Source organism: Lysobacter sp. Root983 (assembly GCF_001429345.1).
Classification (GTDB): Bacteria; Pseudomonadota; Gammaproteobacteria; order Xanthomonadales; family Xanthomonadaceae; genus Lysobacter.
In genome coordinates, this window is the sequence record NZ_LMJO01000017.1 from 454,832 (window position 1) to 471,243 (window position 16,412).

The window sequence follows — 16,412 nt, forward strand, 5'->3', positions numbered from 1 at the left end:
CCCAAGACGATATCGGCGAGCTTGTGGGTCATCGGCGGTCTCCAGCCCTGGCGTCCTCAACACGATCGCCCGTGCCGCGTCGAGCACCAAGGACGCGGCGGTGCATCGATCCGCGCTGATGCAGCGGCCGCACGCCTGCGAAAATCCAGAGCCGTGGCTTACTCCCCACGCTCCGAAATGGCCGACGTTATCCGGTTCTGCGCATTCAGCTCCTCGAGACGGAACCACATCATCCGAATCCGCAGGTACTCGATCACGTTGTCCAACTCGAGCCCGCGCGCCATGGTCAACTCGGTCTGGGCATCGTAGTAGCGGGACCAGGCCACCTGGCTGGCCACCAGCTTCTCGCGCTGCGCCGGTGGCAAGCTCCGGCTCAAGCGGTAATAGGTGTCGTCCAGCTGGTGCTGGACGCGCTCACGGGCTTCGCGCAGGCAGCGCATGCTGCGGCCAACCGGATCGTCGCTCCTTTGCGCCTCTTCGGCGCAGGCGCGCAGCACTTGGTCGTCCGTAGGCGCCTGAGCGGTCTCGGCGGGCGCTCGCCCGGCGATCAAAAGCAGGCCGAGTAGCCATGCCGGTTCAAGTTTCATCGTGCCCCCTGTTGCCGGCATTCTCCGCCGGCGCGGGGATCCATCTCAAGGCGATTGGCAGGCCATGCGCCGAACCGAGCCGCGTCAGCCGACCGGAACACTCCGCGCATTCGACATGGAGGTCCGCGCCGCGTCGATCAGATCGTCAATTTCAGCACCAGCACCCCGATCAAGCCTGCGCACATTGCAATGAACGGCAGGCCGATGCCCAGGAATTCCATGGCGCGAGCGAGCGACCGACTGGACGAGTCGAGGTAAGCCATGAGCGCGGCGAAGAACGCCGCCGAGAACAGCGTGATCGACACCACCACCGATACGATCATCCACAGCAAGCCCAGCAAGCCGCAATGCACGCCGCCGACGGCATCCGACGAGCCCGTGTCCACCGCCCATAGCACCGCATAGGCCAGTAGCGGCGTCGCAAACGCGGTGGCGAAATACAACCACGAACGCGAACGCGGCGACGCGAATAGGTCCGACAGGCGGTCGATTCTGGACATGCCGCGCATCCTAATTCATTTCCGGCGGTCCTTCGCCCGACGGGACGGGCCCGCCAGCCGCCCGCTCACGCCCACTCGACCTCAGGCACCCATAACTGGGTCCAGCGACCGATCTTCTGCTCCCGGCTCAAGAGCTGGGGCGAGGCCCCGACGGCCGGGGCGAAAGCGTCGCGCTCGTCCAGACAGCCAGCGTTGACCGCCGCGTACATGCGGCCGTCCTGCTCGTAAGTCACCGCCACCAGCACGCCGCAACGCCCGCACAAGCGGAACAGGGCGGCCTCGGAGCCTTGGCGGTACGACTGCAAAGTCTGCGCGTCGGCCACGGAGATGCGCAGCGCGCCGGCCGGGTCGGAAACATAGGCCGCGCCATGCATGCGGCAGAAGCTGCAGTCACAGGCGCGCGGATGAGTGTCCGCCGGCAGCAGCGCGCTGGTGTAGACAAGCCGCACCGAACCGCAGTGGCAGCCACCGGCCAGCGAGGATGCAGCCGATAGGGGGCTCGACATCGCGCTCATCCCACCAGGAGGTCGAAGATCTGGGCGCGCGACGACAGGTCGGCGCGATAGAACTCGGTATAGCCGCAGGTCTCGCAACTGACGTACTTGAACTTGTTGGTCGACACGTCGAGCACCGAGGAAACCAGACCGCCGGCCGCGCGCAGCTCGCCTACGGTGCAGGACTCGCCGTTACATTTGACGCAGCGGAAGGATGACATGCCGTTCTCCTCGGGTTGCATGGTCAGGGGGTGCAACGATGGCTCGCGAATTCCATCAACCTTTCGGTCAGCGAGCCACCCTCCTGCCACCGGATGTCGAGTATCACCCAGCGCCCGCGCTGCTTGCCCAGCAGCACTGCATCGGTCCAGCGCACATCATCGTCGACTAAAGCGACCCAGACCCGTGCGACATCGCGGTCGACCCGCTCAGTCGCCGCCACCATCGCGTCGGCTTCGTCCGCACCCCAAAAAAAGGGATTCTGATCGAGCATGTAGGGCTTGATGCCGCGCGGGGTGATGCGTGCGCAGGCGTTCTCGTACACGTCGTATGCGGCCAAAGCCCGGTAAAGATCCTCGCCCAACAGCGGAGCCATCGTCGCGAACCGCCCCTGTACGGGCTCGGGTCGGTCGGGATGGATCGCCAGTCGATAGAAATCCGCCGCCACTTGGGCGGGGCGCTGACCGGCCATCACGGCGATGGGCGCAGCAAGCATCGCGAGGACGAACCCGCACCGAAGAAGTTTCACGCGCCCAGTCTCCCATCCGGCTGCGGGCGAGACGCCCGGCCTGAGCCAACTATCGGGCTAGCAGCGCCGAAACGGCAAGTATCGGCCGAGGGTTCCAGCGCTCTCCGTCCCAACCGCGCAGGTCGCAACTAAGACAGCGCGACCGCCACGCCTGCGAGGTAACACAGCAGCGAAATCGCGATACCGATCAGCGGCGCCCTGAACCAGTAGATCTTGGCCACCACGAACAAGGTGCCCAACATCAACGCGCCGACCGTGAGCAGATAAGCCGAGGAGAAGAGCACTTCGGGATGCGCGATGGCGAGATATCCGTAGATCAGGCCATACAGCATCGCCGCCAGGCTGTGACTGACATTGAAGCCGACCCAGAAACCCCACATGCTGGCCTGCCGGGTGATGCCCGGCGACACCTCGCGCATCCGCGCCTCCAGCGCCGGATCGCGCGGGCGCAGCTTGGGGCCGACGAAGGTGATGACCAGGTGGATGGTACCGAGCGTGAGCAGCACCGCCGCGCTCACGACCAACAAAAGGACGGCTATCACTGAGCACGACTCCTGATCGCGAATTGTCCGAACCCGACCTGCGTTGCCACGTTAGTTTAGCCCGTCGATACCGAAGCCGAGCCACCGCGCGGATCGAAGGGCTGCGTCGCTTCCGCCGGGGCGCGCTACTCGCGACGGCCGTCAACAGGCGCATGATATCCGGACCCGATCGATCCAGGTTTCAGGGAGTCGCCGGATGACCAACACAGACACGAACGCTGACGACCACGAGCGCTACCGGACCTTTCTGGAGACGGTGGTGTCGTCCGGGCGCCTATGGGGGATCTGGCGCGGTGAAACCTGGGCTACGGCGGACGATCCCTCCGGCCGCCGCAGCGCCTTGTTTCTGCTGTGGCCGACCCGGAGTAGCGCGGAGGAAAGCCTCAAGGCCAACCGTGCCGCGTTTCCGGGCGAGGCCGACGTCGATGCCATCGAACTGGGTACGTGGCTGGAGGCGTACACCGACGAGCTGATCCAGCGCTCGGCCAGCCCCTTCGTGCATCCGGACCTGCGATTGAACGGCTCGATCGTCGACCCGGAGGATTTGCGCAAGGACCTGATAGCCGTGCAGGGCGGTTTGCGTCTGCAGGCTACGGATTTGAATAAGCTGCGAAAGAAGATCGAAAGCCAGACGCGAAGCCAGGCGCCGCACGCGATCGCGCCGTCGGACCGGTCCAGACCTCGGGAACCAGGTACATGACAGATCCCGCCTCCACTCCAGCCTGTCCGAAATGCGCAAGCGCCGCGCATACGCGCCCCAAGCTGTTGCTGATCGAGCCGTTCGACTCCGCGCATTTCGAGCAGGCTCCCGACACCCGGTTTGGCTGCGAATGCCATGGGCAACTCCGCGTCGACGGCCTGAAGCCGCATGCCGTAGCCGAGGCACCCCTGCAGCAATTCGTGTCTGGCCTCTACTGCCAAGCCTGCGGCATCGGCTTCGTCCCGGATGAGATGGCCAAACCTGCGCCGCAACGGTGGATGCCAACGCCACAGGGGTTTCGTCCGATCCAGCCGGACGGCTCGCTGGGGCCACCCCAAGCGCGCATGGGCGAAGGCCATAGCGACGCCGAATAATCCGAAGTAGCGCCCTTCCCTAGGTGTCGTAATCCCCATCCCAGGGCGGATTGAAGGCCATGTAGTTGCCGGGCTCCACCGTCACGGTGATGTAGGGCTCGTCGTTGCCGTCGTCCTCGTCGCCCGGATCGAAGATCAGACCGAACGGGCGACCGAAGCGCTCCACGCTGAACGGAGCGACCTTGATGTCGGCGAATTTGTACTTGCCCAGGCCCGCCAGCAGCTGCGCCGTGAATTCCTGGATCGCGGTCTTGGTGGTAAGCCCCTGCTCGTGCTCGCTGTAGACCTTGGCTTCCTTCAGCAAGCCGAACTCATCGAAAAGATACAGCGCGATGTACTCGCCGCCCGTTTCGGAGCCCAGCCGCGGCACGAACGGGAAGGTCAGGAAGAACTGATCGCCGCCGGCGGTCTTGCCGACGTATTGAGCGTGATAGTCGTCGTGATTGATCCGAACGAAGCGCGGCGGCAAGCCCTGGACGTACTCGGGAACCGCGCTCAAATCGCCTTCCAGATAGCCCTTGCGCCGTTTCGCCAGGACCTCCTTCTCGGCCTCTCGCAGCGCCGCGCCGGCGTCGTCGAAGCTGGCGCGCGTCTCGCGCGGCTTGGCACCGATCCGGCCATTGGTGGTGACCACTTCCTTGCCTTGAACCTCGACGGTCCAGTACTTGTTCGACTGATCGTCCTGCAGATAGAACTCACGCCGTTTCATTTCGCCCCCACGCGAAGCATCAGAACCATCCTCAAAGACCGATGCTTAACCTATTTGTGCATCGACGTCGTCCGAGCACACGACTGGATTCGCCCGATCGCTAGCCATGATCGGCACGAATCTGCCAGAGAAAGCTTGCGATCAAGCCGACCACGCCGACCGGAACGCAGATCGCCCACTGCGCGGTCTCATTAGGCACTACCGATACGGTCAGCCAGCACAGCCCAGCAGTCACAGCCAGGCCGACGTACATCCGCCAGGACATCAGCAGGTCGCCGATGGCGAGAATCAGATCCAACAAGCCCAGCATCGTCCATTCTCCGTTCAACCCCCAACGGGATCCGTGGCGACGGAATCCCGATCTACCCGCCGCCGTCGCGCCGCAACACTGCCTTCGTGGTCTCGTGATCGATCGGCGCCGAAGTATGCTCGTGGAAGACCTTCCAGGTCTCACCGGTCCAGCGCATCGCCACGGTGATCCGGTTGTCTAGCGACCGCAGCCGCTGGCCGTCTGCGGAGTAAGCCGTGTAACTGAGCAGGGCGTGGCCCACGGCCAGCGCACCGTCCACGCTGGCCTCGACCTCGTCGAAGCCGACCACGACATAGTCGCTGCCCAGCGCCCCGAACCACTCCGTCGCCATTTCGCGCCAGGCCTCGAGGCCGCGCAGCGACCAGCCGCCCCACATATCGAACACCTGCAGGTCGTCGGCGTACATCGTCAGGAAGGCTTCGACGTCCTTGGCGCGCACGGCGGCTTGGTAGGCACTCAGCACCTGATGGAAGGGAGTGGGCTCTGGATTCATACGCATGCCGTCGCTGGCGTGGGTGCCAGCTGCGGAATGTAGCGGCAAGCCGCAAGCGTGCGCCACCGTGGCGGCGCTCAGACCTTGCGCTTGCGCCGAATCGCGCTCCATTGCCAGGCCAGGCCCACGCCGACGCCAGCCAGCACGATCAGCACCGACACGGCGGCGGCCAAGGCATCGTCCGGAACTCGGGGAGGGAAAATCAGCAGGGCCGCGATCGCGACCAGAACCGGCAGGTGGAAGCGCCACATGAGCCCGGCGTCCAAAGCGGTGAGAGTCCGACTGATCGAAAGCCGCATGCCAGCATCTCCGTTTACCGCTAACGCGTCGGCGCGCGCGGCGCCAGCTCGGCATAGGCGAAACGGGCGCGCCCTGGCGGACGCGCCCGATCGGGTGGGACTTAGCGCTTGCCGTCCTCTTCCTCGGGCTCGACGGTGGGATCGGCGGCCTTGTCCTTCTTCTTGTCTTTCTTCTTGTCCTTGGCGGCCTGCTCGGCCTTGGCCTTCTCGGCCTCTTCGGCCTTCTTCTGGGCCTGCGCGGCGGCCTGCTCGGCCGTCGGGTTCTGGGCGGCGTCCTGCGCCATCGCCAACGGCGCCACCAGGGCGGCGGCGATCAGGCTGGGAATCCAATACTTGCGGGTGGTCATGGTGCGGTCCTCCGATGTCGTGGGGCTCACAGGAAAGGCGGGGCGCCTAGGCCGCTCCCCTCAGCGACGGCGCGACCGTAGCGGCTGCTTCCCTGCTCGCGACTGAACGGCCAAATGTTAACCCGTACGGACCACTCATTCCGGGTCGTCGCTGCCTTCGTACGGTTCCCTAGACCAAGCGTCTTGCGGGCTGGCCCTGTAGGCGCACCACCCTGGCGGCATATCGGCCAGATCAAGCCGGCTTGGATCGCGGCCGATCATGCAGCCCAAGCACACCAACTTACAGTCCGCTGACGCGCTCGTCGTGCCGCACATGAATTGCCATTCGCCGTCGTGGTCGTGATACACCTCCAAAATAGGAAGCGTTCCTTCGATGACATGCCTGGTCGTGAACGACGCGCTGTTGACTGGAACGTCGAAAGGCCAGTCTGCCTCACTGAAGTCGTGATCGTGTCCCATCGTCCGTACCCGACTTGATTGAATCATTGGAGGGCGAGCCCTCAGTCCCAATAGATCGTACAGACCTCGTAAGAAGCGGCGGACTCCCGCCCTATGCGCCATCAGCCACCATTTCGGCAGGACTCAATCGCATCCTGCGTCGCCCTCCGGGTGACCTCGCTCGCTTCCTTGTTGGCCACATCTGTTATCCACAGGTACTTCTGGCCCGTGGAAGAGCTTACAAATCGATTAATTGCCGTGATCTCAGCTCGACTGAACTGGATCGGACCATCGATGACCGCCCCTTTGCTTCTATAGAACAGTTCTCGAGCGTACAAACTGTAGCGAGCCCCTGGATCCGACCCGCTGAACGCGTTCATTTCATCAAGCTCCTCTTGAGTCAGCGTGGAGCGTAGATATGCCTCATACGCCGGCGCCATCGAGCCGCCATCAATACTCATAACGCAATCGCTGAATTTTCGCCCCGCGCCGGGGTCGTTCTTGACGGCAAGCCTTAGTCCTGCAACCGATTGCTCGGACAAACTCCTCGCCGCCGCACCAGGGAGCTCATTCGCTGCGGTAGCGACGCTCGCCAGCAGTAAGAAGACAAGCATGACAAAGCCTCGACGTCGTCTCATATATCCCCACTATAGGACCAGGCGCAGCCCCGCCTCTAATGAACGGCTGGACTCACCGACTCTCGAACTGCTTCTCTGAATTCCTAAGTACCTATTACAAGCGCCACATGCTTGGCGACAGCGTCGCTACGAAGCCCAGCCTTACAACCCTTGAACATCGCCGCGCGAGACCCATCCGACGCCGGAGTCCAGCCCACTCGCGAAGCGGTTTGGACAGAGTGAAGCGTAGTAGTGCCTACGGTGTATTGAGCTGTGAAAGCTCGACACAGTAAGAACGTCCACCAGCCGTCTTGAATTCAACTCGACAATCGTACGCTACAGACCCGCCGGGCACGGGCAATGGGTCGTTGGACCGTGAATAAGTGTCTTATCGGAGCGAACCTGTCGCACACCCATTTCCTAGGAGTTACCTCCACGAAGCCTTTTGGCTCCAGGGAACTTCCTACGACCCACCGAAAGGCCGAATCAAGCTCTTCTTTGGATAGAAACGACATTTCCATCTACGGATCAAGCGCTGAACTTGGCCAGCTCACGACAGCGAGCGAGCCCGGATGAATTCTCAGAACGCACGCCAGACGGCATACACGCCCCACGCTACCGATAGCGCCACAGACACACGAGCCAGCCCACCCCACACGGGACTGTTCGCATTGTGGGCGCAACGCCAAATGCTCACCAAGGCAAAAACCATGTAGAACAAGAGCATTGCGACTAACAGCAGGCTAACCGACAGGCTCGACAGGGCGGAGTATTGGCGGAGTGGCGCAAGCACAAAGGCAACCGCGCCAAAGGCCGCCAAAGCCACGAATTGCCCGAGGACGCCTACCAGCCAGTAGGCTTGCCAGAGCCGCGCGGAGCCTGACCAACAGCGAGCGAAGAAATTTTGACTGGATGCCGATGGGGTTGAATTCACTGGGAATGCTCTACGCCTGAGTCAAGCCGGCCCGGGAGGCGGATTCTGCTTGAACGAATTGTTTGACTGAACGAGCCACTGCCTAACTCTCTCGTGATGCGGACCCCATGCATCCCAAGCCGACTGCGCCCAGCGCCTCACCATTGCCGCATGCGCCGACGTTTCCGTCGCCTGCAGAACGTCATGTACCGTGACGGCACCCAGCGCCGAAGGTGGCTCGAGCCAACTAAACGTATGCTTGATCCGTCCCGCGGCGAGCATGGCCTCATTGGCCCTGTCGGGCGCCAAGCCATGCTCCAGGAACAGGCAGAGCCGGATCAAGTGGACCCCGACGGACTGGATGCTTTGTCGGCAGGGGCTGCCTGGATGCTGCACCGCATAGGCATCCACGCTCAATCTGTGGATCGATAGCAATGCGGGCTCACTGTACTCGCGCGCCAAGACCTCGCCGAAGGCCGCCCAGCAGGCCGGCGACGACACCATATAGGGATGCATCGGGCCATCGCGCCGAGGGAACGCAGCGCCGCAACCTGGGCATGTTTCAAGGTTCATGCGTGGTGCCGGTGCGATCTAGCGCCTGAATTAGGCCGAATCGCGAAACGGCTTCGGCGTGCATGAATGTTAGGCGACACCATGACGACGGCGCCGAACAAGAGCCGCAATAACCGCCACTTGCCAGAACAGCCAAAGCGCAAGCCAAGCAACGGCGAAGGGCCAAACCGCGTACATGTAATGGACACCCTCTCGCAGTGTCCTTGCAACCAGCGCCCCATCCAGAAAGACCGCGAGCACGGCAAGCAAGACCAGGCCGAGCCCAGGGCCTCGGTTGGTATACGCAACCGAGACGCAAGGGTAAAGGACAAGGGACATAAGCCCGAACGGCAATGCGGAGTTCCAGCCGTGCCCACCGCCGGCCGCCATGAGCGACAGGAGAGCTGAAAGGAGTCCGAGCGCAATTCCGGCGATCAAGTATTTGAGCATTCGAAGGAACCGTTGGCGCGCCTGATGTCTGAACTAAGCCCTGCCCATAAGGGGGTTCGACTTGAGTGAGTTGCCCGGCCACATGCCCACGCTCTTCCAGTCCGAACATTTTTCAGCCGGGTCTATGAGTTGCGCACGCCAAGCGCCGGTCAGAGGATCCCAAGCTCTTTGGTCCATCAAAATGCGCCCGTCGAGTAGCGAAAAGGTAAGCGAGTAGTAGTCGTTGGTCGAACTGCGCATGTGGTGCCACGAACCACTGGCTTGAACTTGTGAAACGTTCTTCAGCTTAACGAGAATGCATCGATTGAGATTGATACTGAAGCGCGGTGACGTTATCCGAACTTGCGTCCAAGCCTGCGAACTGGCCGGATCACGGGAATGTGCACCTTAACCGGCCCATAGGTCGCGGGAATCGCGCTCAGAGTGCCATCTGCCTTAATGGGCAGTATCCGGTTTTGGTGGGCAGATACCGAGCCTGTCACAAGCGAAAACACCACAGTTGCCGCGAGCTGTTTCATATGGCCCAAGCTGGGCCACAAGGATCGAGCTGCGCAGAAGCGCCCGGCATTTGCCCGCAGCCTGAGACCGTCGGTTTCGGTCCGGTTGACATTCAGAACCCCAATCGGTGAAGCAAGTGAGTCAGCTCGAATTGCTGGCAGGGCGCCTCCGGCAGCGCCCCGTCCTCGAGAATCCCCATCTCGAAACCTCCTTCGACATCCTCGTAGTAGAGCAGCCCCTCGGGAAGCTCTGCTACCACCAGAACGGACCCCATGGCGCCGTACCTGCGTATCGGAACGGCGTAGAACGGTACGCGCCGAGTAGCGAATGCCGCCCGCTCTGAGGGCGAACACGCTTCAAGTTGCTCCACAACCAGCAGCTCCAGCTCCGCGACCGTGATCGGCTGCCATGCATCCAATGCGGAACCCCGAACAGGATCGGATGCGGCTGGCTTCGCAAGCGCGCGCCATCGCAGCAAGGCCCATATCAACATGGCGAGCGCCAGTAAATTGACGCCCACCTTCCCGGCGTCTATCCAGCCCAGCGTGATGTTCAGATGCACGCCAAGCCAGACCGAGTAGAAGAACCAAGGGGTCTGAAATGAAGGCACTTGAGCGGCAAAGACCGCGATACCTAGCGATCTGGCCCAAGACAGATTGCGGAAAGAGCCGACGCCCGCGATGAGCGCCGTCACGATGGCGGGGGCCAGAACCAGCAAGACGCCCGTCGAGAGCCCGCCTAAGACCGCGAGCCACAGTGTCGTGGCGATGCCGGCAAGACCTTGAAAGATGAGAAATACAGCTATGAACTTGTCTTGCTTGGTCATCGACCGGCCCCCGCAACCCTGCACGCCGCCAAGCGCGCCGCGCGAGGCCCATGCCATTCACTTTACGGTGTTGCGAGGAGCCGACGGCACCGGCTGGACGACCCCATCGACCGGATGGGCGCGCACCACCCCCAGCTTGACCCCGCCCCACCCCGTCGCCATGCTCGCTGCGCTCACTCAGGGGACCTTCCATGCGCCGTCTGGCTATTTCGTTCATGTTGTGCCTGGGCCTCGCGGCCGTCGCGCCGGCCTGGGCTGGCCATACCGGGGTGCCGGTGGGGCAGATCCGGATCGACGAGCTGATGGGCGATACCCAGAAGACCGGCGGCGGGATCGGCAGCAGCGAAATGATCTGGTGGCTGCCGCCGCAGCTGTGGGCCTATGTGCTGGACCAGCAGAGTGCGGGCGCCAAGGACGCGACCAAGCAGGCGACCCAGGAGGCGTCTGCGCAGTTCCAGAACCTGTTCTCCCGGCATACGGTGATCGCGGCCCTGCGGATCAACAATGAGACCCAGGACATCAGCTTCACCAGCGAGGCCGATCTGCGCAGCCAGCTGAAGCTGGTCGACATGCATGGCGGGGTGCACCGGCCGATCGCGGCCGACAAGGTCGACCCGGCCCTGAAGGGGCTGCTGAACACGATGAGGCCGCTGCTGACCAGCATGATCGGTCCGGCGGGCGAGAATATGCAGTTCTATGTGTTCCCGGGCCGTACCGCCGACGACAAACCCGTCGCCGACCCGCTCGGGGATGGCAAGATGCTGGTCCGGCTGGACCGTAGCGAGTTCAGCTTCCGCCTGCCCCTGGGCGGCCTGTTGCCGGCGCGGCGCGACCCCGCCAATGGCGAGCTGTTCCCGGGCGGCTACCGCTACAACCCCTACACCGGCGCCGAATTGCAGGCCGTCGGCGCCGGGCGCTAACCGATTCCCCCTTTGCTTCACTACCCCATGCAGGTTTCATGAGCAGTCGTTACAACGCCGCCGATATCGAAGTCCTTTCCGGCCTGGACCCCGTCAAACGCCGTCCGGGCATGTACACCGACACCACCCGGCCCAACCACCTGGCCCAGGAAGTGATCGACAACGCCGTCGACGAAGCCCTGGCCGGGCATGCGCGCAGCATCGAGGTGATCCTGCATGCCGACGGCAGCGCCGAGGTGTCCGATGACGGCCGCGGCATGCCGGTCGACATCCACCCGGAGGAGAAGATCCCCGGCGTGGAGCTGATCCTGACCCGCCTGCACGCGGGCGGTAAGTTCAGCAACAAGAACTACACCTTCTCCGGCGGCCTGCACGGCGTCGGCGTCAGCGTGGTCAATGCGCTGTCGACTCTGGTCGACGTGCACATCAAGCGCGACGGCAACGAATACCGCATGACCTTCAAGGACGGCGACCGCGCCACCCCGCTGGAGGTGGTCGGCACGGTCGGCAAGAAGAACACCGGCACCCGCGTGCGCTTCTGGCCCGACGCCAAGTACTTCGACACGCCCAAGTTCAACCTGCGCTCGCTCAAGCACCTGCTGCGCGCCAAGGCCGTGCTCTGCCCCGGCCTGAGCGTGAAGCTGCACGACGTCGCTAGCGGCGAAACCGCCGAGTGGTACTACGAGGACGGCCTGCGCGACTACCTGCGCGGCGAGCTCGAGGGTCGCGGCGAGCTGCTGCCGCCGGACCTGTTCGTCGGCCAGCTCAAGAAGGACACCGAAGTGGCCGACTGGGCGGTGGCCTGGGTGCCGGACGGCGAGCTGGTGCAGGAAAGCTACGTCAATCTGATCCCGACCGCGCAGCACGGCACCCACGTCAATGGCCTGCGTACCGGCTTCACCGACGCGCTGCGCGAGTTCTGCGACTTCCGCAATCTGCTGCCGCGCGGCGTCAAGCTGGCGCCGGAAGACGTGTGGGACCGGGTCGCGTTCGTGCTCAGCATCAAGATGACCGACCCGCAGTTCAGCGGCCAAACCAAGGAGCGTCTGTCCTCGCGCCAGGCCGCCGGCTTCGTCGAGGGCGCCGCCCACGATGCGTTCTCGTTGTGGCTGAACCAGCACACCGAACTGGGCGAGAAGATCGCCCAGCTCGCGATCGAGCGCGCCACGGCGCGTTTGAAGACCGAGAAGCAGATCGTCCGCAAGAAGATCACCCAGGGCCCGGCCCTGCCCGGCAAGCTCGCCGACTGCACCTCGCAGGATCTGTCGCGCACCGAACTGTTCCTGGTCGAAGGCGACTCGGCCGGCGGCAGCGCGCGCCAGGCGCGCGACAAGGATTTTCAGGCGATCCTGCCGCTGCGCGGCAAGATCCTCAACACCTGGGAGGTCGCGTCCGGCAGCGTGCTGGCCTCGCAGGAAGTGCACGATCTGGCGGTCGCGATCGGCTGCGATCCGGGCAAGGACGACATCACCGGCCTGCGTTACGGCAAGGTCATCATCCTGGCCGACGCCGACTCCGACGGCCTGCACATCGCGACCCTGCTGAGCGCGCTGTTCCTGCGCCACTTCCCGGCACTGGTCGCGGCCGGCCACATCTTCGTGGCGATGCCGCCGCTGTTCCGCGTCGACGTGGGCAAGCAGGTGTTCTACGCCCTGGACGAAGAAGAGAAGCGCATCCTGCTGGAGAAGATCGAACGCGAGAAGATTCGCGGCGCGATCAACGTCACCCGCTTCAAGGGCCTGGGCGAGATGAACGCCTCGCAGCTGCGCGAGTCGACCATCCACCCCGACACCCGCCGCCTGGTTCAGCTGACCGTCGACGACGGCACCGAAACCCACTCGCTGATGGACATGCTGCTGGCCAAGAAGCGCGCCGGCGACCGCAAGCAGTGGCTGGAGACCAAGGGCGATCTGGCGACGCTGGAGGTTTGAGCGTCGCCGCGCTTTCAGGAACCGCCGTGGAAGACGACAGGCCATTGACCGCCGCGGACGGTCGCGCGGAATCCGCGCTGCACTACGCGGCATGGTCGGGCGATCTGGATGAGGTGCGGGCGCTGATCGCGGCCGGGGCCGACGTGAACTGGCAGGATTCCATCGGGGAAACGGCGCTGTTCGGCGCCGCAGCCTGCGGCCGTACGGATATCGTGCGTTGCTTGCTGGAGGCCGGCGCCCGCCACGACCTACGCGAACGCAGCGGCTACACGCCGCTGCACTGGGCCGCCAGCCACGGCAATCTGGCCACGCTCGAAGTTCTGGCGCTCGCGGGCGCGGATACGGCGGCCACGGACGACGCCGGTCGCTTGCCGATCGATGCGGCGCATATCCACGGAAAAGGCGCACATGTTGCGTATCTGAAGACAGTGGGACCGGCGCGCGCCTCGCGGCGACGCTAGGCTTGGTGTATAGCTGAGGCAGCGCCGCGCTGCCTTAAGCGCGTCGCCCCGCTTGCGGCGCCGCCTCCGCTCGGTCGCCGCGCACGCTCATCGGACCGAGATCTGCGATGAACAGCAACGAGCAACCCACACCGCGCCCTCTTCTGTTCTGGCTGGCGATCGCCGCGGCGGTCGCGCATGCGCCCTTGGTCTGGTTGATGCGCACCTTCGGCGGGCCCTGCGGCGATGGCTTGTGCGGGTTCTGGGAAGCGATCTTCCGGTGGCTGATGTCGGGGGTCGGCGGCGTGGTGTTGGCGCTGGTCGGCTGGGCACGCGGCGAGCGGCCGCGTTGGCTGGTGGCGCTGGTGCCGGTGGCCTTGGTCGTGCCGGTGGCCGCGTTGTTTATCACGGCGATGTTGACCCAGGGCTAGGTCGAACCGCTGCGCGACGACACGCCGCACAACGCGTCGCGCTTTGGGGTAGGAGCGGCGTGAGCCGCGATCGGGGAGACAGACACGCTTGCGCAAGATGGTCACGAGCCCTGCGCCAGGTGCGTCGTATGTGTTGTGGCGTGGTCGCGGCTTGCGCCGCTCCTACAGGGCGCTGGCGGCGGTACCGTGGCGATTGCGCGCGGCGTCTACCCCAGAGCAGCTTGCCTAGGCGGATTGAAGCGCGCGCAGGGCCGCGCGCAGCGGCGTGCGCAGGGTTGCGGGGCGACAGCGTTGCAGGTCGACCTTGGGGGTCGCATGCCAGCGCGCACAGTCGTCGATCGCGCGGGCGATATCGGCGATCAGGGCCTCGTCGGCGACGACGTCCTCTTCCAGGAACAGCGCCTTGACCTCGAATACGCCCTCGCGGCGGTGCGCCTTGGCGTCGAGGCGGCCGACCAGACGACCGCGCGCGAGGATGGGCAGCACGAAGTAGCCGTAACGGCGCTTGGGCTCGGGGGTGTAGCACTCCAGGGTGTAGTCGAAGCCGAAGAATTCGCTGGCGCGTTCGCGATCCCAGACCACCGGATCGAAAGGCGACAGCAAGGTGGCGTGGCTTGCGCGCAGGCGTCCCGTCGCGGCCAGCGCGAGCGCGGCGGCGTGGTCGGGATGCACGTAAGCCGGCGCGTCCCAGCCCTTCACCGCCACCCGCAGCAAGGCGCCCTGCTCCACCAGCGGGTCCAAGTCGGCGTCGCGCAGGCGCGGTTTGGTGCGGTAGTAATCGGCGATCCAGCGCGCCTGGGTCAGGCCCAGCGCGCGCACGGACTTGAGCAGGGTCTCGCGCCGTACCGTGGCGATATCCAGGCGCGCGGTGTTCCAGTCGGGCACGACGCTGCCGGCCACGCGCTCGGTGAGGTCGTAAACGCGGTGAAAGTTCTCGCGCCGCGCGACCATCAGTTCGCCCAAAGCGAACGCAGCTTCCAGCCAGCGCTTCTCGTCCTTCCAGCCCCACCAACCGCCGCCGCCCGCCTGCTCGCGCTCGAAGTCGGAGGATTTGACCGGGCCCAGGCCGCGTATGTGTTCGAGCAGGCGCTCGATCTTGGCGCCGCTGCTGCTGCGATGGGCCTGGGCGTTGCGGATCGCCCAGTGATGGGCGCGCTGCGGCATGGCGTTGCGATGCAGCAGGTAGTCGCTCATCGGCGCGAAGCAGGCTTCGTGTGCCCAGACCTCGAAGATCTCGCGCTGGGCCAGCAGTTCCTCCAACCAGGTCTGCGGGTAGGCCCCCAGGCGCGAGTACAGCACCAGATACGGGCTGCGCGCGACGATGTGGATGGTGTCGATCTGCAGCAGTTGCATGCGTGCGATCGCGGCCAGCAGATCGGGCTTGCGCGCACGCCGGCGCGGACGCGCGAGCAGGCCTTGCGCGCTCAGGTGCAGCGCGCGCGCCTGCGCGAGCGTCAGGACGGGCGCCGCGACCGCGGTCTTCATCCGGCCAGACAGGTGCGCAGCAGCTCGGCCAGCAGCGGCTGCAGCTTCGCGGCCTTGGCTTCGTCGTAGGCGAAGCTGGCCTCGTCCATGTAGTTGCGCTGGCTCAGTTCCAACTGCACCGCCTGCACGCCGGTCTCGGGCGAGGCGTAGTGGCGGGTAATGTAGCCGCCCTTGAAGCGGCCGTTGACGATCCAGTCGTAGCCGCCCTGCCCGGCCAACACCGCTTCCAGGCGCGCCTGCAACTGCGGCGAGCAGCTGGCGCCGCCGGAAGTGCCCAGGTTGAGATCCGGCAGGCGGCCCTCGAACAGGAACGGCAGTTCGCTGCCCTTGATCGAGTGGCCTTCCCACAGCACCACGCGACCGTGCTCGCCGCGCAGGCGCGCGAGTTCGGCGTCTAGATTCTCGTGATACGGCCGCCAATATTTCTCGACGCGCTCGGCGACTTCCTCAGGCGACGGCGCCTGGCCGTCCAGATACACCGGCTCGCCGGTGAACTGCACCGCCGGGCACAGGCCGGTGGTGTTCTGACCGGGGTACAACGAAGTGTCGTCGGGCGGGCGGTTGAGGTCGACCACGTAGCGCGAATAGCGCGGCACCAGGATCGAAGCGCCCAGCTCGCGCGCGAACGCGTACAACACCGACACATGCCAGTCGGTATCGGGCGCGCGCCGCGCCGAGGGCTGCATGCGCTCGGCCAGCGTCGGCGGGATCGCGCTGCCGTCGTGCGGCAGGCTGATCAGCAGCGGCGCACTGCCGTGGTGGAGTTCGAAGACCGGTTCGGTCGGCGCGGGGACGGTGCTCATGGCGG

21 protein-coding genes are annotated in these 16,412 nt (G+C 64.8%); 6 read left to right on the plus strand and 15 right to left on the minus strand.

The window, feature by feature from the left end; genetic code table 11:
* Positions 1–158: 158 nt before the first annotated feature.
* From ASE43_RS17940 to ASE43_RS17965, 6 genes are all read right to left on the minus strand, one after another.
* Complete coding sequence (locus ASE43_RS17940; protein WP_162258808.1) at positions 159–587, minus strand: lysozyme inhibitor LprI family protein; 429 nt, start codon at positions 585–587, stop codon at positions 159–161.
* A 137-nt stretch (positions 588–724) separates the two neighbouring features.
* The gene (locus tag ASE43_RS17945) at positions 725–1,087 is read right to left on the minus strand and encodes a hypothetical protein (protein WP_157500041.1); all 363 of its coding nucleotides are present in this window, start codon (positions 1,085–1,087) and stop codon (positions 725–727) included.
* Positions 1,088–1,152: 65 nt separating this feature from the next.
* Complete coding sequence (locus tag ASE43_RS17950) at positions 1,153–1,593, minus strand: GFA family protein (protein ID WP_057161520.1); 441 nt, start codon at positions 1,591–1,593, stop codon at positions 1,153–1,155.
* A 5-nt stretch (positions 1,594–1,598) separates the two neighbouring features.
* On the minus strand, positions 1,599–1,802 hold the full coding sequence (locus ASE43_RS17955) for a zinc ribbon domain-containing protein (protein ID WP_162258809.1): 204 nt from the start codon (positions 1,800–1,802) through the stop codon (positions 1,599–1,601).
* Between the two features lie 23 nt (positions 1,803–1,825).
* Positions 1,826–2,329 carry a hypothetical protein gene (locus ASE43_RS17960; protein ID WP_157500045.1) on the minus strand — a complete coding sequence of 168 codons (504 nt, stop codon included), beginning with the start codon at positions 2,327–2,329 and terminating at the stop codon, positions 1,826–1,828.
* 128 nt (positions 2,330–2,457) lie between these two features.
* Complete coding sequence (locus ASE43_RS17965; protein ID WP_057161409.1) at positions 2,458–2,871, minus strand: hypothetical protein; 414 nt, start codon at positions 2,869–2,871, stop codon at positions 2,458–2,460.
* Between the two features lie 196 nt (positions 2,872–3,067).
* Here ASE43_RS17965 and ASE43_RS17970 point away from each other — a divergent pair, with 196 nt between their 5' ends.
* Both ASE43_RS17970 and ASE43_RS17975 read left to right on the plus strand, forming a co-directional pair.
* Complete coding sequence (locus ASE43_RS17970) at positions 3,068–3,571, plus strand: DUF2750 domain-containing protein (RefSeq protein WP_056172807.1); 504 nt, start codon at positions 3,068–3,070, stop codon at positions 3,569–3,571.
* Positions 3,568–3,945 carry a hypothetical protein gene (locus ASE43_RS17975; RefSeq protein WP_157500047.1) on the plus strand — a complete coding sequence of 126 codons (378 nt, stop codon included), beginning with the start codon at positions 3,568–3,570 and terminating at the stop codon, positions 3,943–3,945. Before ASE43_RS17970 ends, ASE43_RS17975 begins: the two co-directional genes overlap by 4 nt.
* A 19-nt stretch (positions 3,946–3,964) precedes the next feature.
* Here the strand turns inward: ASE43_RS17975 and ASE43_RS17980 are convergent, their stop codons facing one another.
* The 7 genes from ASE43_RS17980 to ASE43_RS22715 form a co-directional block, all read right to left on the minus strand.
* Positions 3,965–4,654 (minus strand): WGR domain-containing protein, encoded by a 690-nt coding sequence (locus ASE43_RS17980; protein ID WP_057161411.1) that lies wholly within the window; start codon positions 4,652–4,654, stop codon positions 3,965–3,967.
* Between the two features lie 100 nt (positions 4,655–4,754).
* Complete coding sequence (locus ASE43_RS17985; RefSeq protein ID WP_056172800.1) at positions 4,755–4,964, minus strand: hypothetical protein; 210 nt, start codon at positions 4,962–4,964, stop codon at positions 4,755–4,757.
* 52 nt (positions 4,965–5,016) lie between these two features.
* On the minus strand, positions 5,017–5,463 hold the full coding sequence (locus tag ASE43_RS21960) for a nuclear transport factor 2 family protein (protein WP_235568789.1): 447 nt from the start codon (positions 5,461–5,463) through the stop codon (positions 5,017–5,019).
* A gap of 71 nt (positions 5,464–5,534) precedes the next feature.
* Positions 5,535–5,756, minus strand: coding sequence for a hypothetical protein (locus ASE43_RS21965; protein ID WP_157500049.1), 222 nt, complete (start codon positions 5,754–5,756; stop codon positions 5,535–5,537).
* Between the two features lie 101 nt (positions 5,757–5,857).
* Positions 5,858–6,103, minus strand: coding sequence for a hypothetical protein (locus ASE43_RS17995; RefSeq protein ID WP_057161413.1), 246 nt, complete (start codon positions 6,101–6,103; stop codon positions 5,858–5,860).
* Between the two features lie 560 nt (positions 6,104–6,663).
* Positions 6,664–7,155, minus strand: coding sequence for a hypothetical protein (locus ASE43_RS21970; protein ID WP_157498876.1), 492 nt, complete (start codon positions 7,153–7,155; stop codon positions 6,664–6,666).
* A 2,528-nt stretch (positions 7,156–9,683) separates the two neighbouring features.
* The gene (locus ASE43_RS22715) at positions 9,684–10,397 is read right to left on the minus strand and encodes a hypothetical protein (protein WP_235568791.1); all 714 of its coding nucleotides are present in this window, start codon (positions 10,395–10,397) and stop codon (positions 9,684–9,686) included.
* Positions 10,398–10,588: 191 nt separating this feature from the next.
* On the opposite strand from ASE43_RS22715, the gene ASE43_RS18025 reads away from it, so the two are divergent.
* The 4 genes from ASE43_RS18025 to ASE43_RS18040 all read left to right on the plus strand — a co-directional run bounded on the left by ASE43_RS18025 (position 10,589) and on the right by ASE43_RS18040 (position 14,119).
* Positions 10,589–11,317 carry a hypothetical protein gene (locus ASE43_RS18025; RefSeq protein WP_157500051.1) on the plus strand — a complete coding sequence of 243 codons (729 nt, stop codon included), beginning with the start codon at positions 10,589–10,591 and terminating at the stop codon, positions 11,315–11,317.
* 38 nt (positions 11,318–11,355) lie between these two features.
* Complete coding sequence (parE, locus tag ASE43_RS18030; protein ID WP_057161418.1) at positions 11,356–13,248, plus strand: DNA topoisomerase IV subunit B; 1,893 nt, start codon at positions 11,356–11,358, stop codon at positions 13,246–13,248.
* A 26-nt stretch (positions 13,249–13,274) separates the two neighbouring features.
* A complete protein-coding gene (locus tag ASE43_RS18035; RefSeq protein WP_162259004.1) occupies positions 13,275–13,709 on the plus strand; it encodes an ankyrin repeat domain-containing protein in 435 nt (144 codons plus the stop codon).
* Positions 13,710–13,816: 107 nt separating this feature from the next.
* Positions 13,817–14,119, plus strand: coding sequence for a hypothetical protein (locus tag ASE43_RS18040; protein ID WP_057161420.1), 303 nt, complete (start codon positions 13,817–13,819; stop codon positions 14,117–14,119).
* Between the two features lie 225 nt (positions 14,120–14,344).
* Here ASE43_RS18040 and ASE43_RS18045 read toward each other — a convergent pair whose 3' ends face one another.
* Complete coding sequence (locus ASE43_RS18045) at positions 14,345–15,604, minus strand: crosslink repair DNA glycosylase YcaQ family protein (protein ID WP_057161421.1); 1,260 nt, start codon at positions 15,602–15,604, stop codon at positions 14,345–14,347.
* On the minus strand, positions 15,601–16,407 hold the full coding sequence (hutG, locus tag ASE43_RS18050) for an N-formylglutamate deformylase (RefSeq protein WP_057161422.1): 807 nt from the start codon (positions 16,405–16,407) through the stop codon (positions 15,601–15,603). The genes ASE43_RS18045 and hutG overlap by 4 nt, the downstream gene beginning before the upstream one ends.
* Positions 16,408–16,412: the final 5 nt, after the last annotated feature.